Origin of the sequence: Staphylococcus sp. HMSC055C03, assembly GCF_001809385.1 — a bacterium.
GTDB classification, from domain to species: Bacteria; Bacillota; Bacilli; order Staphylococcales; family Staphylococcaceae; genus Staphylococcus; species Staphylococcus simulans.
Window position 1 is genome coordinate 38,959 of record NZ_KV797481.1, and the last position, 20,763, is coordinate 59,721.

At 35.9% G+C, this 20,763-nt stretch carries 16 protein-coding genes; 4 read left to right on the plus strand and 12 right to left on the minus strand.

The features are described 5' to 3' along the window. Positions 1-57 precede the first annotated feature (57 nt). The 6 genes from HMPREF2603_RS03100 to nrdI all read right to left on the minus strand — a co-directional run bounded on the left by HMPREF2603_RS03100 (position 58) and on the right by nrdI (position 6,594). Positions 58-816 (minus strand): iron ABC transporter ATP-binding protein, encoded by a 759-nt coding sequence (locus HMPREF2603_RS03100; protein ID WP_002481527.1) that lies wholly within the window; start codon positions 814-816, stop codon positions 58-60. After that, complete coding sequence (locus tag HMPREF2603_RS03105) at positions 816-1,775, minus strand: iron chelate uptake ABC transporter family permease subunit (protein ID WP_002481526.1); 960 nt, start codon at positions 1,773-1,775, stop codon at positions 816-818. The genes HMPREF2603_RS03100 and HMPREF2603_RS03105 overlap by 1 nt, the downstream gene beginning before the upstream one ends. Continuing rightward, positions 1,765-2,721 carry an ABC transporter permease gene (locus HMPREF2603_RS03110; protein ID WP_172954254.1) on the minus strand — a complete coding sequence of 319 codons (957 nt, stop codon included), beginning with the start codon at positions 2,719-2,721 and terminating at the stop codon, positions 1,765-1,767. Before HMPREF2603_RS03110 ends, HMPREF2603_RS03105 begins: the two co-directional genes overlap by 11 nt. Positions 2,722-3,037: 316 nt before the next feature. Beyond that, positions 3,038-4,012, minus strand: coding sequence for a class 1b ribonucleoside-diphosphate reductase subunit beta (gene nrdF / locus HMPREF2603_RS03115; RefSeq protein ID WP_002481524.1), 975 nt, complete (start codon positions 4,010-4,012; stop codon positions 3,038-3,040). Positions 4,013-4,124: 112 nt separating this feature from the next. After that, positions 4,125-6,230 carry a class 1b ribonucleoside-diphosphate reductase subunit alpha gene (gene nrdE / locus HMPREF2603_RS03120; RefSeq protein ID WP_070501924.1) on the minus strand — a complete coding sequence of 702 codons (2,106 nt, stop codon included), beginning with the start codon at positions 6,228-6,230 and terminating at the stop codon, positions 4,125-4,127. Next, complete coding sequence (gene nrdI, locus HMPREF2603_RS03125) at positions 6,193-6,594, minus strand: class Ib ribonucleoside-diphosphate reductase assembly flavoprotein NrdI (protein WP_023015387.1); 402 nt, start codon at positions 6,592-6,594, stop codon at positions 6,193-6,195. The genes nrdE and nrdI overlap by 38 nt, the downstream gene beginning before the upstream one ends. An 884-nt stretch (positions 6,595-7,478) precedes the next feature. Between nrdI and HMPREF2603_RS03130 the strand changes: the two genes are divergently transcribed. The 4 genes from HMPREF2603_RS03130 to HMPREF2603_RS03145 all read left to right on the plus strand — a co-directional run bounded on the left by HMPREF2603_RS03130 (position 7,479) and on the right by HMPREF2603_RS03145 (position 12,375). Next, entirely contained in the window at positions 7,479-8,366 is an 888-nt protein-coding gene (locus HMPREF2603_RS03130; RefSeq protein ID WP_060804121.1) for a DMT family transporter, read from the plus strand. Positions 8,367-8,368: 2 nt separating this feature from the next. Beyond that, a complete protein-coding gene (queF, locus tag HMPREF2603_RS03135) occupies positions 8,369-8,872 on the plus strand; it encodes a preQ(1) synthase (protein ID WP_002481520.1) in 504 nt (167 codons plus the stop codon). 182 nt (positions 8,873-9,054) lie between these two features. Beyond that, the gene (locus HMPREF2603_RS03140; protein WP_002481519.1) at positions 9,055-10,578 is read left to right on the plus strand and encodes a peptide MFS transporter; all 1,524 of its coding nucleotides are present in this window, start codon (positions 9,055-9,057) and stop codon (positions 10,576-10,578) included. Between the two features lie 294 nt (positions 10,579-10,872). Continuing rightward, positions 10,873-12,375, plus strand: coding sequence for a peptide MFS transporter (locus HMPREF2603_RS03145; RefSeq protein ID WP_002481518.1), 1,503 nt, complete (start codon positions 10,873-10,875; stop codon positions 12,373-12,375). A 123-nt stretch (positions 12,376-12,498) separates the two neighbouring features. Here the strand turns inward: HMPREF2603_RS03145 and HMPREF2603_RS03150 are convergent, their stop codons facing one another. The 6 genes from HMPREF2603_RS03150 to HMPREF2603_RS03175 all read right to left on the minus strand — a co-directional run bounded on the left by HMPREF2603_RS03150 (position 12,499) and on the right by HMPREF2603_RS03175 (position 20,633). After that, entirely contained in the window at positions 12,499-13,035 is a 537-nt protein-coding gene (locus HMPREF2603_RS03150; protein WP_002481517.1) for a 5' nucleotidase, NT5C type, read from the minus strand. A 142-nt stretch (positions 13,036-13,177) separates the two neighbouring features. After that, positions 13,178-14,242 carry a histidinol-phosphate transaminase gene (gene hisC / locus HMPREF2603_RS03155; RefSeq protein WP_060804120.1) on the minus strand — a complete coding sequence of 355 codons (1,065 nt, stop codon included), beginning with the start codon at positions 14,240-14,242 and terminating at the stop codon, positions 13,178-13,180. Between the two features lie 163 nt (positions 14,243-14,405). Then, complete coding sequence (locus HMPREF2603_RS03160; RefSeq protein WP_002481515.1) at positions 14,406-15,920, minus strand: ABC transporter permease/substrate-binding protein; 1,515 nt, start codon at positions 15,918-15,920, stop codon at positions 14,406-14,408. Then, positions 15,917-16,873, minus strand: coding sequence for an ABC transporter ATP-binding protein (locus tag HMPREF2603_RS03165; protein WP_070501925.1), 957 nt, complete (start codon positions 16,871-16,873; stop codon positions 15,917-15,919). The genes HMPREF2603_RS03160 and HMPREF2603_RS03165 overlap by 4 nt, the downstream gene beginning before the upstream one ends. A gap of 97 nt (positions 16,874-16,970) precedes the next feature. Next, positions 16,971-18,749 carry a DNA helicase RecQ gene (recQ, locus tag HMPREF2603_RS03170; RefSeq protein ID WP_070462509.1) on the minus strand — a complete coding sequence of 593 codons (1,779 nt, stop codon included), beginning with the start codon at positions 18,747-18,749 and terminating at the stop codon, positions 16,971-16,973. Between the two features lie 12 nt (positions 18,750-18,761). Then, the gene (locus HMPREF2603_RS03175) at positions 18,762-20,633 is read right to left on the minus strand and encodes an ABC-F family ATP-binding cassette domain-containing protein (RefSeq protein WP_060804116.1); all 1,872 of its coding nucleotides are present in this window, start codon (positions 20,631-20,633) and stop codon (positions 18,762-18,764) included. Positions 20,634-20,763 lie beyond the last annotated feature (130 nt).

Sequence of the window (20,763 nt, forward strand, 5' to 3'; positions counted from 1 at the left end):
ACCCCCGTCTTGATATGCCGTAAAAAATCGGCATCACCCCTTTCAAATGGTCAGTGTTTAACTATAATATAGGCAAATTCTTTGGCCTCTGATGCATTCGATATCGACATCCATGTCATAAAGATGTCTTAAGATGCTTGGTTGAATAACTTCGTCTCGTTCACTCGCTTTGACGATTTCGCCATCTTTCATCGCAATTACATCATCTGAATAACTAGACGCAAAGTTGATATCGTGTAATACAATTACAATTGTTTTGCCATGTTCTCGTGTTAGCTTTCTCAATGTTTTCATAATTTCTACTGAATATTTCATGTCTAGATTATTCAGCGGTTCGTCTAATAAGATGCATTCTGTATCTTGTGCGATTGTCATCGCAATATAAGCACGTTGACGTTGACCACCTGAAAGTGTTTTAAGATTACGATCTCTGATTTCTTGTAGTTGGAGTAAATCTAAAGCTTCATTGATTTTTTCTTTATCTGTATCGTCTAATCGGCCTTTAGAGTATGGGAAGCGACCGAATGCGACTAATTGTTCTACTGTAATATTTAGTTCAGTATGATTCGTTTGTTTTAAAACTGAAAGCTTCTTCGCAATTTCATTACTTGTAAATGCGCCAATACCTTCGTGTTCAAGTTCTATAGAACCTGTATCTATATCCATTAAACGGCTGACCGCAGATAATAAGGTACTTTTACCTGCCCCGTTTGGACCTATTAATGACGTCAAACGTCCTTTACGAATTTCTACGTTAATATCTTTAAGAATCGGTTTATCATGAATCGTTTTATTTAAATCTTGAACTTGTATCATCATGAATTTCTCCTTTTAATCAATAAGTATACGAAGTAACTTCCTCCGATTAAGTTGATGAGGATACTTACTTCTGTCGTGGCTTCAAATAAATGTTCTACAATCCATTCTGCAGTAAATAAGCTGATCCAGCTTAAAAATATTGTCGCAGGTAATAAGTATTTATGTTCATATGTTTTCATGACTTCATGCGCAATGTTCACAGTTAATAACCCTAAGAATGTAATCGGACCAACAAGCGCTGTAGCGATTGAAGTTAATAACGCGACCATAATCATTAATAAACGTGTCATTCGTGTATAGTTGACACCTAAGTTCAATGCCTGTGCTTTCCCTAATAGTAATACGTCTAAATAAGGCAAGATTTTAATTGTAATTAAAATTAGAATAACTAAGACAATGCTGCTGATGGCAACTAATTTTGAGTTCGATGCATTAAAGTTCGCAAACATTGAACTTTGTACAGCTAAGAAATCTTCAGGGTTGATTACGAGTTCGATAAAGCCAGTGATACTTCTAAAGAATGTACCTAAAATCACACCGATTAATAAGATAAAGTACACTGAGAAGTTGCCGTATTTAAAAACACCTTGGAATAGAATAAGTGCGAATATAATCATTGCGACTAATGTTAACGCAAAGTTGAGATAAATATTTGTCACTGCCATTGATTGAATACCAAAGATAAAGACTAAGACAACTTTGACAAACATATAGACCGCATCTAATCCCATCATAGACGGTGTTAATAATCGGTTGACTGTAATCGCTTGGAATATAATGACAGAGGTACCAATCGCTGCACCGACTAAAATCATTAAAATCAGTTTCCTGATTCGACTTTGTATCTGATACGCAAAGATATCAAAGTCAATGCCTAACAAGAGATATAAAATACCCGTTACCACAACTACACCCAATAATATAAATAATCTGATATTACTTTGTTTATGACTCATAGTTGCGACTCCCTTTAAATAACATTACTAAGAAAATTAATGTCCCGAAGACACCGATAGTCAATCCGATATTGATTTCATATGGATAAACAATCACACGTCCTAAGATGTCGGACACCAATACAAAAATCGCACCTAAGACAGCAGTGTGCGGCAAGGCATTTTTTAAATGGTCTCCTCTATAGATAGACACAATATTCGGCACAATTAAGCCTAAGAACGGTAAAGTACCAACTGTCACAACGACTAATGCGGTCATTGTTGCGGTAATCGTTAAGCCGAACATCATAATTCGATCGTAGTTGACTCCTAAGTTATGGCTGAAGTCTTTACCCATACCAGCAATAGTGAAATAGTTGGCAAAAATATACGTAACAATAAGCAATGGGATGCTTAAATATAAGACTTCATATCGACCGCTTGTGATAATCGCAAAGTTACCGTTCAACCAGTTCCCAATACTTTGCAGTGCATTCGTCCTTAATGCCACAAACGTTGTTAAACTAGATATAATACCGCCAATCATAATACCGAGTAACGGCACGAATATAACATCTTTAAAACGTATAATTTGAATCAATTTCATAAAGAAGAATGTTCCGCCGATACTAAGTACCATAGCGAATAACAGCTTAATTAAAATATGCGCTTGCGGAAAGAAGATTAATGAGATGAGGATCCCTAGTTTCGCCCACTCCATCGTCCCTGCAGTTGTCGGACTGACGAACTTGTTTTGCATCATCTGCTGCATAATCAGTCCAGCCAGTGCTAAAGAACTGCCTGAAATGATAATACTGACTGTTCTTGGAATACGGCTCGAAACAAGTATATTTTGCTGATCTGCGGTTAAATGAAAAATTTGTGTAATAGAAAGCTGACTAACGCCCACAAACAATGAAAGGATAGTCAAAAATATAAAAAGAATTAATAAAACTGGAAAGCGCATGAGTTGTTTAATCATTTGAAACTCCTATCCCCTCTAAAAACAATTAATGATTAACTGTAACTGATAATCATTTTCACTTACTTTCTATCGTATCAGTTTCTCCCGTTTTATCAATGCTTTTCAAACATTTTCAGGAAAATTCTTTTACAAATATAGGCTATTCCCTGAGATAGAATGTATTTTTTCTCTCTTTATTTCGATTAACTCTTTTGCTTCAACATATTTTATTTTCAATTATATTTTTTTAAATCAAAAAAGAGCAATGACTTCAAACCGTTTTCACAGTCAGAATCAATGCTCTTCAAAATGATATTATTTATTTTTCATCATCAAAAATAAAGTCTTCATCACGTAATGCTTCTACGTTTAACGCTAACGTATAACCGTCACCTTTAACTGAGAAGAAGTCATGGTTTTTCGTTGACGTATCTAATGCGTTTTCGATAATTGGGTTGAATTCGCGTTCTTCGAAATAAGGTTCAAAACCTAAGTTCGATAATGCTTTGTTTCCGTTATAACGTACATAGTTCAATACATCATCAGTTAAACCAATTTGGTCATATAGTGAATGTGTATAAGAAACTTCGTTTTTGTATAACTCATCTAATAGTTTATACATTTCTTGATCTGCACGTTGTTTTTCATTTTCTGAAAGTTCATTACGCATGTGTTGCGCATCTAAACCAGTGAACACACCGTGGATAGACTCATCTAATAAAATCTTACGGATGATTTCACCAGATGTTGTCATACGACCTTGTCCAGCAAGATAAAGTGGATAGTAGAATCCAGAATAGAATAAGAATGTTTCTAAGAACACACTAGATACACGTGCCATATATTGGTCATATACTGATGCATCTTTTCTCCATAATTTATGATAGTTACCCACAATTTTATCTGATTTGAATTTTAAATGTGGTTCTTCAAGTACCCATGTATCTAAAAGATAGTTTGTCTCACTAGATGGTAATAATGTTGTGAAAATGTGAGAATAACTTTTCGCATGGATTTGTTCCATCATACCCATAAATGAGTAGACAGCTTTTTTACGTAAATCTTTTGTATGCATCATGACTAAAGGCATGCCGTCATCAGCTTGATGTGTATCTAAACCTGTTAAACCTGCAAGTGCCTTCTTAAATGTATCTTGTTCTTCTGGTGTTAATGTTTTCCAACTCGCAATATCTTTAGAAACTTTAAATTCAGTTTCTACCCACATTTGGGAGATGTTTTGTCGCCAAAACATGTTTGTCATATCTTCTTGCGTGTTCCAATTGACAGCAATCATCAAAGTGCATTTCCCCATTCTTGATTTTTAATTTTACTCGTTCAAATTCCGTTTAAAAAATTTATATGATTAGAGGAACAACCTCATTAGGATTGTTCCTTGATAGGCTTCATTAGATTGCGCAGCTTGTACATTCTTCTACGCTTAATAATTTGTTACGTGTATAATAAAGTGATTTTAGACCTTTATGATGTGCATAGACATATAAACGTGCTAATTCACGTGTAGAGATTTCTGAGTTAACGTAAAGGATTGTTGAGATACCTTGGTCAACGTGTTGTTGGATTGTTGCTACTAAATCAATTAAACGCATTTGATCTGTATTGAATGCTGATTTGTAGTACCACATTGTTTGTGGTGATAAGAATGGCATTGGATAGAATGTTTCTGCGTTGCCATACGTACGACGTTCGATTTGGTCAACAATCGGCATTACTGAACTTGTTGCGTTTTGCACGTAAGAAATACTTTGTGTTGGCGCAATGGCAAGACGATAAGCATGATATAAACCATATTTCTTAACATCTTCTGCTAAAGCTTTCCAATCTTCTGCAGTAGGGATTTCTAAACCTTCAAATAAAGGTTTAATTTTTTCGTATTCAGGCACGATATCCGCTTCTGTATACTTTTCAAAGTATTTACCGCTCGCATAATCTGATTTCTCGAATTCTTTATAAGCTTCGCCGCGTTCTTTCGCAATTTGCATTGAACGCTCGATTGAGTAATAGTTCATCATCATGAAGAACACATTTGCGAAGTCTTTTGCTTCTTCAGATTCATAACCGATTTGGTTCTTCGCAAGGTAACCATGCAAGTTCATAACACCTAAACCAACAGAGTGCAATTCACTATTTGCTTTACGTACACCTGGTGCGTTTTGGATGTTTGCTTCGTCACTTACAACTGTTAAAGCATCCATACCTGTGTGTACAGAATCTCTGAATTTACCTGATTCCATCACATTGACAATGTTCAACGAACCTAAGTTACATGAAATGTCACGTTTGATTTCATCTTCCACACCATAGTCATTGATAATAGATGTTTCTTGTAATTGGAAGATTTCAGTACATAAGTTACTCATTTTGATTTGTCCAATGTTTGAGTTGGCATGTACTTTGTTTGCGTTATCTTTAAATATTAAATAAGGATAACCTGATTGTAATTGTGTTTGAGCAATTGTATTTAACATTTCACGTGCATCTTTTTTACGTTTTAAGACATTCGGATTTTCGACCATTTCATCATAGTATTTATCAAGATCGATATCATCTAATGTTACACCGTATTCATTGTAAACTGTGTGTGGTGCGAACATGTAGAAGTCTTTACCTTCTTTTGCAAGTTCAAAGAATTTAGCAGGTACGATTAAACCTGTAGAAATTGTTGCTAGACGAAGGTCTTCATCTGCGTTTACTTTTTTCGTATCTAAGAATTCTTCAACATCATAGTGGAAGATGTTTAGGTAAACAGCACCAGCACCTGGTCTTTGACCTAATTGGTCTGCGTAGCTGAAGCCGCCTTCAAGTGATTTTGCTACAGGTAAGACACCTTTTGCGACACCTTTGATTCCTTTGATTGCTTCACCACGTGCACGAAGTTTAGATAAGTTGATTGCGACACCGCCGCCGATTTTACTTAATTGTTTCGCTGTTGAATCAATAAAGTTGATAGAGTTTAAGCTGTCATCTACTTCTAATAAGAAACATGATACAAGCTCACCTCTACGGGCACGGCCTGCGTTTAAGAATGTTGGTGTTGCAGGTTGGTAACGTTGTTCAATCATAGATGAAATAAATTGTTTTGCTTGCGCTTTGTCACCATCTGCTAAATAAAGTGCGACAATAGTCACGTGTTGTGTATAGTCTTCTAAATATTGTTTTTTATCGTTTGTTTTTAATGCATAATCTTTAAAGAATTTACTTGCTGACATATAGCTCGCAAATGTAAATGGAATACTGCGTGCATATTCAGTAATTTCTTTTAAGTCTTCTTCACTATATGTTTGGAATACATCTACATAGAAATCATTATCTACAAGATAGTGCAAACGTTCGATTTCTGAATCGAAATAAATCGTATGATCTTTGATTTCTTCTAAATAAACTTCTAGCGCTTCTTGGTCTTTTTCTAAGCTGAAGAAACCATTTTCTTTACGCTTTGTAACCTCATTATTTAACTCAATATGATTGTATTGCTTTTCGTTCATAGTCTTCATATAAATGCCCCACCTTATCTTTAAACTCTTCTACGTCTTTCTTTGTACCTTGTACTTCAAATTTCATTAATAGCGGAACGAGATATTCTCGAGAAATGGTCTCGCTGGCTTTCGCAAAGTTTTGACCCCAGTTACGGTTACCACTGCCGACCACTGCTCTGATCATGTTTCCGTTATGACTTAAAAATGTTTTGACAACATCTGGCACTTCTCCAAAGCCGATTGTACTAGTGACCAATACATAAGGCTCATCCAAGCGCACATCCGCGCAGTTATCATTTGTAATCTCTAAAGTGTCCTCAAATTCAGTTCTTGCAACAAATCGTCTCACGTTACCAGTAAATGAAAAATATACTACCTTCATTGAATCACCCGCTTTCTTACAAAGAACGCGCTTAATCGTCACATAGCGTCATGCACATATTATTCATAATTAAAAAACATGCCAGGCTGCCGTACTGGTATTGCTGTTTCTAAAAAGAAGTTGTGACTGCTGCATGTTTTAGTTTATTTCGATATGTTAAATACATTGCTCCCTGCCACTACATATTGTGTTGGTAATCAGTTAACCGAGTATTCCTTCACAATACTCTTGTCCAAATAAGTACAATTACTCATATTTCTATTCGCTTAGACATGACTTGTCATCACAACTTTGAACACGATTTCTCAACTATACAGAACATATTGGTTAAACCCCTAACCAATATGTTCATCTTGCAAATTCTGTGTGAAATTGCCTTAAAATAGTGAAATATAATTTTCTTATTTTTGGACTCGACCACAATATATAGTGTTAGGTTCCGTTCTTCAATACTATATTATGTGATTCATTATACCGAACACCTATTATAATTTCAAAGAGATTCACCCCTGAAAATTTTCTTTAAATTTGTCAAAATTGATGAAAGTAGCGTCATCTCTATGCTTGGCGTTCTTAAATTTTTCCAAAAATCATTTTAAAATAAATAATTGTAATTTTGCTCTTGATTTTTTGAGAATTTGTGCACCGCTTGTCATCACAAGATTCCGCTGATTTGCGTCATGAAAGGCTTAACACAATTTATTCATCAACACAAAATAATCATTCCTTTCAGTTAGTGACGTGTCATTTAACCTAATGGATAGAACGTACGTTCGGTTTATAGTATACCATGTTCATTTTCTTTAGCAAGTCTATATAGGCACTTATTTCTATATATGCTAAGATGATATACGTTAAGTTTTGAGGAAAGTTGAGGAAAGTATATGGATCCAAAAATAAAAGGAATCATTGCGATACTTGTTTCAGCTATAGGATTCAGCTTTATGTCCCTGTTTTTCAGACTTGCTGGTGATTTACCCGTCTTCCAGAAGTCACTAGCTAGAAACTTAGTCGCAATGCTCATCCCACTGTATTTCTTATATAAATACAAACAACCCATGTTTGGTAAATTAAGCAGTCAGCCCTTATTAATTGCACGTTCAACCCTTGGTTTAATCGGTGTCTTATTCAACATTTACGCTATAGACCATATGCTGTTAAGTGACGCAGATACATTGATGAAGCTTAATCCTTTCTGGACGATTTTACTCAGTATGATTTTCTTGCATGAGAAAATCCGTAAATATCAAATTACAGCGATGTTAGTCGCAATTGTCGGTATGTTATTTGTTGTACAACCGCAATTCTCTTCAGAAATGATTCCAGCTATCGTCGGATTATTCTCAGGTATCTTCGCCGCATCAGCTTATACTTGTGTACGTGCATTAAGTACAAGAGAAGCACCTTATACGATTGTCTTTTACTTCTCTTTCTTCTCAATTATTGCTTTAATTCCATTCGTTATCTTTACGTATGAACCGATGTCAGGCCTACAAATGATTTATTTAGTAGGTGCCGGCTTATCAGCTGCTGTCGGTCAAATCGGAATTACACTCGCATATAGTTTTGCACCTGCAAAAGATATTTCAATCTTTACGTATGCTTCCATTATCTTTACAGCGTTAATGGGCATTGTCATTTTCGGAGAATCACCGGATTTATATGCTACACTAGGTTATGTCATTATTATCAGTGCCAGCTACTATATGTTCGAAAAAGCACGCAGACAAAGCAGAAAACCAGTACAATCGTCTCATAGAGGAGGAAAATAAATATGTCACAACAAGGCAGAAGCAAAGAAGATTTAGAAGATCTTACATTGCTTGGTAATCAAAATAACCAATATGACTTTAATTATCGTCCAGATGTGTTAGAGTCTTTCGATAATAAACATCAAGGACGCGACTACTTTGTAAAATTCAATTGTCCTGAATTTACATCATTATGTCCGATTACAGGCCAACCAGATTTCGCTACTATCTACATTTCATATATTCCGAATATCAAAATGGTAGAATCTAAATCATTGAAACTTTATTTATTCAGTTTTAGAAATCATGGTGATTTCCACGAAGATTGTATGAATATTATTATGAATGACTTAATTGAATTAATGGATCCGCATTATATTGAAGTTTGGGGTAAATTCACGCCACGCGGCGGTATTTCTATCGACCCTTATACAAACTATGGCCGTCCTGATTCTAAGTATGAAAAAATGGCTGAATATCGCATGATGAATCACGATTTATATCCAGAAACGATAGATAATAGATAATTGCAGATTTATTTGAAGAACAACCTGATTAAATTCGGGTTGTTTTTTATTTTGTGGGAAGCGGATACATAACTTTTTATTACAAAAAATGTAAAAGGTAGCTTCATTAATTTTCAGAATTTTCTTGTATATACACTTTTAATAGCTTAAAATTATTTTAAGTCATTCTTAGGGGGAAATTTATGAACAAGAAACAATATACACGCGAAGAAGTTATTCAAAGCACACCACGAACTGGTTTCTTTGGTCATCCGAAGGGATTAAGCACATTATTCTTTACTGAGTTTTGGGAGAGATTCAGTTACTATGGTATGAAAGCTATTTTAGTTTACTACCTGTATTATTCTGTGGCTAAAGGCGGATTCGGATTAGATGAGTCTGTAGCCATGCAGATTGTTGCTTTATACGGAACGTTAATCTATATGTCTGGGGTTATCGGGGGCTGGATTGCTGACCGTATCACAGGAACACAACACGCTGTGTTCTTCGGCGGTATTCTCATTATGTTCGGTCATATTATTTTAAGTTTACCGGGCAGCCTAACCGCCGTTATGATTGCTTTATTACTCTTGATTATCGGGACAGGTTTGTTAAAACCAAACATTTCTACAACAGTCGGCGAATTATACGATAAAAATGACAACCGCGTTGATGCAGCCTTCACTATTTTCTACATGGGGATTAACTTAGGTGCTTTAATTTCACCTATTTTAACTGGTTACTTACAAACACGTGTTGGTTTCCATGCTGGTTTTGCAACAGCAGCTGTCGGGATGTTTATCGGTTTAGTTGTTTACTGGTCTAAACGTAAAAAGTATTTAAATTTAGCAGGGTTATCTGTACATAATCCATTAACAAAAGAAGATACTAAGAAATTCTCTTTAATCGCTTTAGCAATCGTCGCAGCGTTTGCCATTTATTTAATCGTTTTAAAGTCATTCAATGCATTAACAATTGAAAACTTCAGTTTATTAGTTACATTTATCGGAATTGCTTTACCAATTTACATTGTAGTTTACATGCTTGTCAGCAAGAAAGTGACACCAGAAGAAAAATCTCGTGTCGGCAGTTATGTACCGTTATACATCACTTCTGTAGCTTTCTGGATGATCCAAGAACAAGGTTCTACAATCTTGGCAAACTTTGCAGATAAGAAAACAGAATTAAGCTTAGCTAAATTAACAGGCGGCGCAATTCATTTCGATATTCCAGCTGCTTGGTTCCAATCATTGAACCCTATCTTTATCGTAGCGTTAGCACCACTCTTTGCGATGTTATGGGTCAAACTCGGCAAACACAACCCACCTACTGTCATTAAATTCGCATTAGGTGCCATTATCGGTGGGGTTTCATATTTAATCATGGTCGTTCCTTTAGCTGGTGGATTAGCACCTGGAGAACTGATTCACCCTATCTGGTTAGTCTTAAGCTTCTTATTAATCACAATCGGTGAGTTATGTATCTCACCTGTCGGTCTAGCTACTACGACAAAACTTGCACCATATGCCTTTACAGCACAAATGATGAGCTTATGGATGTTAAGTAATGCGACTGCACAAGGTCTGAATGCGCAGCTAGTTGTTGTATACGCTAAAATGGATTCAGGTCAATACTTCTTATACTCTGGTTTACTAACACTAGCTATCGGGGTATTGCTTGTGATTATTTCACCATTTGTACGTCGTGCAATGAAAGGTATTCACTAATACAAAATCGAACAAATTCAGTCTGAAATCTCTCAGAGGTTTCAGGCTTTTTCTATGGTCAATTTTTCACTTTCACTTTTTTGCCATATTTCAATCTGCATACCTTCTTTAGTTAAAATCTTCTCAAATTACGCCTTTTCTTCTAATTAAGCTTGATTAATCATGTTTTATATCTTATTCTTTTCAGAAAATTGTTAATATTTTTATTTTTAGAAAATTATTGAAACTCTCTTTTTTACATAGTAGAATCGAATATAATCCACTCCGTTATAGGATAGAAAGGTCGGGGTTAGTTTGCAGAACAATTTACATCAAAAGCATGTCCAAGAAATACCACAGAAAGGGTTCTTTGGACATCCAAAAGGATTAGGAGTCCTCTTCTTCGTAGAATTTTGGGAGAGATTCAGCTATTACGGAATGCGTGCACTCTTAATCTTTTACATGTTCTTCGCTATTAAAGATGGCGGATTAGGCATGGATAAAACGACTGCACAGTCAGTCATGTCAGTATATGGGTCACTGATCTTTATGACAAGTGTACTTGGCGGCTGGGTCGCAGATAGAATCACAGGTACACGCAGAGCGACAATGTATGGTGCTATTTTAATTATTATCGGTCACGTTTTCTTAAGCTTGCCGTTAGCACAAACAGGACTATTCATTTCAATGTTCTTTATCATCGTAGGTTCAGGACTTATGAAACCGAATATCTCTAATATTGTAGGTCGCTTGTATCCTGAAAACGATAAACGTATCGATTCAGGGTTTGTTATTTTCTACATGTCCGTAAACATGGGTGCCCTTGCTGCGCCATTAATTTTAGACCAATTCTCTAAAGGTCATATGTTCCACCAAGGTTTCTTAATCGCAGCAATCGGTATGACACTCGCATTGGTTATTTATCTTTTATTCAACAGACGTAACTTAGGTAACGTTGGTTCAGCGCCGACAAACCCATTGAACGCAGTTGAAAAGAAACGTTATTCAATGATTACAGGTATTGTAGTCGTAGTCATTGCACTTGTATTAATCATCACTGGTTTAACTGGTACATTATCATTCAACTTAGTCAGCACAACTGTCTTAATCTTAGGTATTGCCTTACCAGTCTCTTACTTTACAACTATGATTAGAAGTAAAGAGGTTACAGATGATGAACGCTCACGTGTTATTTCATTTATTCCGTTATTCATTATTGGGGTAATTTTCTGGTCTATCCAGGAACAAGGTTCTAACGTTTTAAACATCTACGCATTTACAGGCACAGATATGAAATTGAATTTATTCGGTTGGACAACTGATTTTGGTAAAACATACTTCCAATCAATCAACCCATTATTCATTGTATTATTTGCGCCAGTATTGTCTTATGTTTGGAAGAAAATGGGAGATCGCCAACCAAGCCTTGCGACTAAATTTATTTGGGGTGCTTGGTTAGCAGGTATTTCATACATCTTAGTAGCGGTAGTCATGATGACTTCTGGCGGCAGCACAGTATCCGTAAACTGGGTTATTCTGTCATACATCATTTGCGTAGTCGGTGAGCTTTGCTTATCACCAACAGGTAGCAGTGCTGCAGTAAAATTAGCACCAAAAGCTTTCAACTCTCAAATGATGAGCTTATGGTTATTAACAAACGCTACTGCACAAGCCATTAACGGAACACTTGTTAAATTAATCGAACCGTTAGGCTATCAAAACTACTTCTTATTCCTAGGAGTTCTAGCAGTAGTTATCGGCTTAATCGCATTTATGTTTGTACCAAAGATTATTAAAGGTATGCGCGGCATACGTTAACACATAAAAGAAGCATCAATCGCTATTCAAAATAGTGGTTTGATGCTTTTTTTATGTCATTACTTAATTCAACTATAAATGTAGAATAAGAAAAAGACGGGCGACCCCGTCTGTAAAATTTGCTTATTTATTTCCTAAGAAATATTGTTCAACTTCTTTCCAGTTATTGACACGATCGAAATCTTTATTGTGGATGTTATGTTGTGCTGTATACATCACTGGTTTCCCTGTAAAGCGTGCAAGTTGTCTTGGATTGTCATCGATTAAATAATCTGCTTTGACAATATTCTTTCTACCGCAGAAGACAAATTGTTGCGGATCTAAGAATGGGAAGTGTACTCTTAACCATTCATATTTTTCATGGAATGAAGTCGGCACATCCATTGCGGCTGTCGCAATATAAATATCATAGTGTTCAGCTAACTTCTTCACCACTTCTTGTGAATCTTTAATAACTTCTAAATTCTTAAAGAATCCTGGTTGTTTTAATACTTCATCAAGTACCCCTTCATGTTCAGGCATAAAGTGACGTAGTTTATTCCCATCTAATAATGCCTCTTTAATACCTAAATCTGTGCGTTTATTCACTTCTTCAATCAATGCTTTGATTGTATCTGCTAAAACTTCATCCATATCAATCGCTATTGATTCTCTCTTCATTACTGATAGCAACTTCCTTTCCTTTTCTTCTCTTCGAGTATAGCATATTTATTTTATAGAGTTGTGAAGTCTGATTTGAAAATATGTAAAGTAAAAACAAGTATCAACACGAAATTATGTTGATACTTGTTTTTGTTATCGATTATGCTTCAAAATCAAAGTCTTTAAGCACTTCGATCATTTTATCATTTTGTTCTGGGAAGCCAATGGTAATACGTACACCAATCGGGAACTCACGCGTAATACATCCGACTTTTAATAACGCTTTGTATAAGTCATGCGGACGTTTCGTATTCACAAAGACAAAGTTCGTTTGGCTGTCAAAGAAATGTTTGCTTTCTGGAATTTCAAAGAATTTTGCACGTTCTTCAGCATTTTTTTGTTGAATGTCTTTTAAGTAATCTTGATCTTGATATGCTGCGACTGCCGCATATTCTGATAAGCGTCCTACGTTAAACGGTGGACGAATAATATTATAGTTATGAATTGCTTCTTCAGTCGCAATGATATAACCGACTCTTAGACCTGCTAGACCATATGCTTTAGAGAACGTACGCATTAAGAACGCATTTGGGAAACGTTCTTGTAACTTTAATGTATCTGGGAAATCTTCCGCAGTCACAAATTCAAAGTATGCTTCATCAACTAAAACTGGAATATGACTTGGCACTTTTTCTAAGAACGCTTCTAAATCATCATGTGTCACATATGTGCCTGTCGGGTTATTTGGATTACAAATCCATACTAATGCAGTGTCTTCATCAATCGCTTCTAAAATACCATCTAAATCGAATTGACCATTAGATTTTAAAGGTACTTGTACGACCTCTGCCGCTTCCACAATCGCATTATGATAATACTGACCAAATGTCGCTTGGCTTGTCACAATCTTGTCTCCAGGCGTTAATACCGCACGAGAAATCATTAAGATAACCTCATCTAAGCCAGCTCCAAATAAAATACGATTTTCATCAATGCCTAACCCTTCCGCAATTTCCTTGCGTAATGTCGGTGCACCTGTTTCAGGATAATACAACACTTCATCTACATGCGCTTTAATCGCTTCTTTCGCTTTAGGTGAAGGACCATATAAGTTTTCGTTTGATGCTAGTTTATGTAATTCAATGTCTAAACCGAATTCTTCTTTTAACGCTCTTGGTGATAAGCCTGGTTGATACGCTGAGAGCTGTTTAATTTGTTCTTTCATAGATACATCTGCCTCCTCAAAATGTTGTTTCTAATAATTTTAAATTTACTGACAATTATATACCTTTAAGCAACCCTTTGGCAACGACAAATTTATTGTACCTCGATTATGTTAAAACTAAAAAGAAAGCCTGAGTTAAAATACCCAGACTTTCTTATTCATATTACTTAACTAAATTGTGTTTCTCTAAATACTCTTTCGCCACATGATACGGATCTTCATCTTTCACTGTGACTTTGTAGTTCATTTCTTGCATTTCTTCATCAGTGATTTTACCTGCTAATTTATTGAGCGGTTTGATGATTTCAGGATGTTCTTTGAGATATTTCTCTTTAAACATCGGTGCACCTTGATATGGCGGGAAGACGTGTTTGTCATCTTCTAAAATGACCATATCGTATTGTTTCAACTCTGCATCTGTTGAATAAGCATCAATTAAATTGATGTCACCTTTTTCAACAGCTTGATAACGTAATTTCGGTTCCATTGTACGAACTTTATTAAAGTTTAAATCATATGCTTTAGAAATGGCTTTATAACCGTCAGGACGGTCATTAAATTCTAAAGTGAAACCAGGTTTGATATCATCTTCAACTTTTTGTAAATCACCAATTGTTTTCAATCCGTGTTTCTTCGCAAAGTCACGCTTCACAGCTAATGTGTAAGTGTTGTTGTATTTCATCGGTTTCAACATCGTCATGTTTTCTTTTTTCTCTAGACTTTGTTTTGCCTGTTCGTACACTTTAGCTTCTTCTTTGGATTTCAGTGGTTCTTTAGTTAATTCACCTAAAACTGTTCCTGTAAATTCTAAATAGCCATCAATATCGCCAGATTTTAAAGCATTGAATAAGAATGATGTTTTACCCATGCCATCTTTAACATCCACTGTGTTGTCTGTTTCTTCTTCGATTAAAATCTTATACATATTCGTAATGATTGATGGTTCTGAACCAAGCTTGCCGGCAATCGTGATTTTATCGCCTTTGCCGCCTAACATTGGGATAACAATAACAAGCGCTACAACTAACACGATAGTGCCTAAAGTAATCAACAATTTCTTATATGATAGTTTCTGCATGAAACGTAAGGCTAAGTCAAAGACAATCGCCAAAATAGCAGCTGGAATCGCACCTAATAAAATTAACGAACTGTTGTTACGGTCGATACCTAATAAGATTAAATCACCAAGGCCGCCTGCACCGATTAATGCTGCAAGTGTTGCAGTACCAATGATTAACACCATTGCTGTACGAATACCTGCCATAATAATCGGCATCGCAATCGGCAACTCAACTTTCGTCAAACGACGTCCAGGTTTCATTCCGATACCTTTCGCTGCTTCAACAAGAGACGGATCAACTTCCTTAATACCAGTATATGTATTGCGTAGAATTGGCAGTAACGCATATACAACTAATGCAATAATCGCTGGCACTGTTCCAATACCAAACAATGGAATCATTAGTCCTAATAAAGCTAGTGAAGGAATCGTCTGCATCACAGCGGCAACGTTGATGACCGCTTCAGAAAAATGTTTTGTTTTCGTCAGTAAGATACCAAGCGGTACTCCGATTAAACAAGCAATTAACAATGCGATAAAGGAAATTTGCATATGTTCTAACAGCGTGCTCAGCAATTCCCCTTTTCGCTCTGAGAATGTTTGAAAGAATGCATTCATGATACGTCACCTCTCTTACTTTGAGCTAAAAACTTAAAGACATCTTCTCGTGTTAAGAGATGGTGTTGATCATGTTGTTTAATTACGACACTAGGATAGTGTGTTAAATCTTCATATACCTTGTTTAAAGGTGTATCTGGCAACAACACCGGTAAATCGTTTGGTGTATCAACTGTTTTAAGTTGTTTGCTTTGCAGAAGTTTTTCAAGCGTTAATTGAGACGTATCCGCATGGTCATATTGATTAATAAACTGTCTTACAAAATCATTCTTAGGATGTTGCATAAAGCCATCAGGTGTATCGATTTGTTCTACACGTCCATCATTAAATAAACAAATGCGATCAGCTAATTTCATCGCTTCATTAATATCGTGTGTCACAAAGACAATAGTTTTTCTGATTTTAGCTTGCAGCTCAATCAAATCCTCTTGTAAATTCGTACGACTGATTGGATCTAAGGCACTAAATGGTTCGTCCATTAAAATCACTGGCGGATCTGCAGCTAATGCACGTACAACACCGACACGTTGACGTTGTCCGCCTGATAATTCATCTGGTTTGCGATCGCGATATGTATCAGGATCTAGATTCACCATCTCAAGCAACTCATCAATACGCTTGTCTATCTTAGCTTTGTCCCAACCTTTCATTTGCGGTACTTGCGCAATGTTTTCCTTAACCGTCATATGCGGAAATAACGCGATTTGTTGAAGGACATAACCCATATCCCAACGCATTTCATAAACAGGAAAATCACTGATTGGTTTGTCTTTGAAATAAATATAGCCTTTCGTTAAAGGAATCAATCTGTTAATCATCTTTAATGTTGTTGTTTTACCACTGCCGGAAGGACCAATTAAAACGAAGAACTCACCTTCTTCAATGTTAAAACTGACATCTTCGACAGCCATTTTATTACCGTATTGCTTCGAAACATTTTTTAACTCAATCATGCATAGGTCACCCACATTCTATTTCTATTTTAAAAAAGAACAGCAAGCTCACACTATCGTTAGCACAGTGAAACTTGCTGTTCTGTATTTAAATCTATTAAACTTGCGCTTTATAATTATGAATCGTTTCAATAAATTGAGGACAGTAATGTTTCAATTTATAACTACCGACACCGTCAATCGCAATCATTTCCTGTTTAGATTCAGGTTTACGTTTGGCGAATTCTTCAAGTGTAAAATCAGTAAAAATGCTAATCGGTGCTACATTTAATTTCTCGCTGAGTTCTTGTCTGACTTGTACTAATGCGTCAAACAATGCTCTATCGACACCTTCAATAGTATTGATATTGACTTTTTCACGAGATTTTTTCTTGAATGGTACAGTATAAATTTTTAAATCCTCACTTAGTATTTGCTTAACCTTTTTATCACAAGTTAAAACCTCATCATTTTCGTTTAAGAAGCCTTTGAAGCGCAATTCATCAATTAAATGACTACATTCTGATGTCGTATACTCTTTCATAATACCGAAAGTTGATAATTTGTCATATTGGTTATACTTGATGTAATCAGACAACTCGCCTCTCAGCACTTGAATAATCACACCATAAGTCTCTTGTTGACCCATACGCACCACACAACTGATGATTTTCTTCGCTTCATTCGTCATATCATACGTTTTATTTTCATTACGACAATTACTGCAGCGGCCACATTCTTCTAATTTTTCATTTGGCTCGAAATAATGAACCAATGTAGCTTCTAGACACTTTTTTGTTTTGGTATATTGAATCATCTTATTGAGCTTCTCGCCCATTTTTTCTTTATAGTCATCATCACCCTTAGAAGATGAAATAAAGAATTGATGCAGATTAATATCACGTTCACTAAACAGTAAGATACATTCACTTGTTAAGCCATCACGTCCTGCACGTCCAGCTTCTTGATAATAAGATTCTAAATCTCCTGGCATATTGTAATGAATGACATATCTCACGTTAGATTTATCAATCCCCATACCAAACGCATTCGTCGCAATTACAACTTTAATGCGATCAAAGACAAAATCATTTTGTGCTTCATCACGCTCTTTATTCGTTAAACCTGCATGATAAATGGCACTGCTGATATTTTGATCTTCAAATACTTGTTGAAGTTCTTCAACTTGTTTTCTTGTTGAACAATAAATAATCCCTGCTTGTTGTTTGTGTGCTTTGACATAATCCATCACAAATTTTTGCCTCTGATATGTCGGATTGACTTTAAAGACTAAATTAGGACGTTTGATACTTGTTTTTACTCGGTTCGCGCCTGAGATATGCAGGCGTTCCATAATATCTTTTTGTACTTCAACAGTAGCTGTTGCGGTTAAAGCAGCAATCGCAAATTCTTGCGGCAAGCAAAGGACTTTATCAATGACTTGTTGGTAACTTGGTCTGAAATCATGTCCCCACTTAGAAATACAGTGTGCTTCATCAAAAGCAACTAAGTGAATATCTAATCCGAATAACAACTGCATAAATTGACGATTCTCAAAACGTTCAGGCGCCGCGTATAAGAATTGAATCTTACCTTGACGTAAATCTTCTTCAATCGCTCGTTGTTCTTTTTGCGATAAGCTGCTGTTTAAAAATGCAGCGTTAATGCCCATCGCTTTTAATTGATCGACTTGGTCTTTCATTAATGAAATTAATGGGCTGATCACAATTGTCACGCCGCCCATTATCAATCCAGGCACTTGATAACATAATGATTTACCGCCGCCAGTAGGTAACACCCCTAGCACATTCTTTTTATCTAGTATTTTGGAAATAATCTCCCTTTGTCCTGGACGGAAATCTTTATATCCAAAATAATGCGATAATGTCGTTTCCATAAAATTGACCCCTTATTGTTCTTTTAATTCTTCTAATTCGCTCCATCGTGTCATGTCTTCTTCATATTGTGATTCTAATGCTTCTTTTTCAGTATTCAGTTCTTGAATTTTCGCATAATCATCACTTGCGTCTACCATCTCTTGTTCAATCACTTCTAGACGCGCTTCAGTCTCTTCAATACGTTCCATAATCGTATCGTATTCACGTTTTTCTTTATAAGACAATCCCTTACGTTGTCTTTCTTTTTGAACTTTTGGTTGAGCTTTAGCAACTGCTTGTTGTTTCTCTTGTTCTTGCTTATAAGCTTCATAGTCTTCAAAGCTTCCAATAACACGCTCAATTTGACCGTCATGCACATACCAATATTCCTGTGCAACTTTATTTAAGAAATAGCGATCATGGCTGACAGTAATAACTGTGCCGCCGAAAGTTGCGATATAGTCCTCAAGAATAGTTAGCGTTTCAGTATCTAAGTCATTTGTCGGCTCATCAAGCAACAATACATTCGGTTGATGAACCAATAATCTTAGTAAATACAAGCGTTTTTGTTCGCCACCGGAAAGTTTATATACTTTTTTACCGTGTGTAGCACTTGGGAATAAGAAACGCTCTAACAATTGTGTTACTGACACCGTCGTACCATCTTTTTCTTTCGCAACTTCACTTTCTTCTCTTAAGAAATCTATCACACGGATATCTCTATCTAAACGTTCATCCGTTTGTTTAAAGTAAGCTGTTTTGACTGTTTGGCCGATTTTCAGTTCTCCACTGAAGTCAGTATCTTCACCAGCAAGGATATTTAACAACGTCGTTTTGCCTGCACCGTTAGGTCCGACAATCCCGATTTGTTGACCGTTTTGTATGATTTGCGTCACATGTTCAAATAACGTTTTATCCGCAATACGTTTAGATACATCATCTAATTCAAAGACCTGTTTACCTAAACGAGAATGCGCTAGATTCAATTGTCCGCTTTCACGTGTCGTTTGATTTTTTACTTGTGATTCTAAATCACTAAAGCGATTAATACGTGCTTGTTGTTTTGTTGTTCTTGCTTTTGCACCTGCACGCATCCAAGCAAGTTCTTGTTTATATAAAGCACGTGCTTTTTGGTTTTGTTGCTGCTCTATTTGTTCGTTCTCAGCACGCATCGCAATATAGTCTTCATAGTTACCTGGATAAGTCGTTAATTTGCCTCTATCCAATTCAATAATGCGTGTTGAAACTTCATTTAAGAAATAACGATCATGCGTTACAAACAACACAGTATGTGGATATTGTTTTACGTAGTTGATCAACCATTTTATTGAATCGAAATCTAAATGGTTGGTCGGTTCATCTAGTAATAATAAGTCTGGCTGTTCAATTAATGTTTTTGCTAGAATGACACGTTTTTGTTGGCCGCCTGATAACGATTTAACCGATACAGATGTATCATGAATACCGAGTTTAGATAAAATCGTTTTAACTTCTGCACTATAGTCCCATGCTTCTGCTTGGTCCATCGCCTCTTGCATTTTCATCATGTGGTTTAAGTTTTGGTCATTTTGCGTTTGGCTATACTCTTGTACTGCTTTTTCATAGTCTCTGATTAACTTCACCGTATCTGTATCTGCACTCAAAACTTCTTCCAGCACTGTTCTGTCTTTCGTTAAATCTTGCTTTTGAGAAGAATAACGAATGCGATAATCATTCGGACAATTCACTTCTGCTTCAAAGTCATCATCCAGCCCTGCGATGACTTTTAGTAATGTACTTTTACCTGTACCGTTAATCCCTACAAGTCCGATACGTTCATGTGCTGAAACAGATAAGTGCAAGTCATCAAAAATCACTTTATCTGCATAGGATTTATGTAAATGTTCAATTTTATACGCTTCCATGTCATGCCTCCACTTATGTTCAGTCCGTTCATTTAATTGAGTTTTCAACCTTTATCTCAATTTTCAGTTCTATATATTATACACCCTTTGCACGTCAAAAGATACTGTTACAGGTTCATCTTAAGCGGAT

Coding starts and splice junctions, on each gene's coding strand:
- HMPREF2603_RS03100 (WP_002481527.1), bottom strand. CDS start 816: ATGATACAAGTTCAAGATTTAAATAAAACGATTCATGATAAACCGATT.
- HMPREF2603_RS03105 (WP_002481526.1), bottom strand. CDS start 1,775: ATGAGTCATAAACAAAGTAATATCAGATTATTTATATTATTGGGTGTA.
- HMPREF2603_RS03110 (WP_172954254.1), bottom strand. CDS start 2,721: ATGCGCTTTCCAGTTTTATTAATTCTTTTTATATTTTTGACTATCCTT.
- nrdF (WP_002481524.1), bottom strand. CDS start 4,012: ATGATTGCTGTCAATTGGAACACGCAAGAAGATATGACAAACATGTTT.
- nrdE (WP_070501924.1), bottom strand. CDS start 6,230: ATGAAGACTATGAACGAAAAGCAATACAATCATATTGAGTTAAATAAT.
- nrdI (WP_023015387.1), bottom strand. CDS start 6,594: ATGAAGGTAGTATATTTTTCATTTACTGGTAACGTGAGACGATTTGTT.
- HMPREF2603_RS03130 (WP_060804121.1), top strand. CDS start 7,479: ATGGATCCAAAAATAAAAGGAATCATTGCGATACTTGTTTCAGCTATA.
- queF (WP_002481520.1), top strand. CDS start 8,369: ATGTCACAACAAGGCAGAAGCAAAGAAGATTTAGAAGATCTTACATTG.
- HMPREF2603_RS03140 (WP_002481519.1), top strand. CDS start 9,055: ATGAACAAGAAACAATATACACGCGAAGAAGTTATTCAAAGCACACCA.
- HMPREF2603_RS03150 (WP_002481517.1), bottom strand. CDS start 13,035: ATGAAGAGAGAATCAATAGCGATTGATATGGATGAAGTTTTAGCAGAT.
- hisC (WP_060804120.1), bottom strand. CDS start 14,242: ATGAAAGAACAAATTAAACAGCTCTCAGCGTATCAACCAGGCTTATCA.
- HMPREF2603_RS03160 (WP_002481515.1), bottom strand. CDS start 15,920: ATGAATGCATTCTTTCAAACATTCTCAGAGCGAAAAGGGGAATTGCTG.
- HMPREF2603_RS03165 (WP_070501925.1), bottom strand. CDS start 16,873: ATGATTGAGTTAAAAAATGTTTCGAAGCAATACGGTAATAAAATGGCT.
- recQ (WP_070462509.1), bottom strand. CDS start 18,749: ATGGAAACGACATTATCGCATTATTTTGGATATAAAGATTTCCGTCCA.
- HMPREF2603_RS03175 (WP_060804116.1), bottom strand. CDS start 20,633: ATGGAAGCGTATAAAATTGAACATTTACATAAATCCTATGCAGATAAA.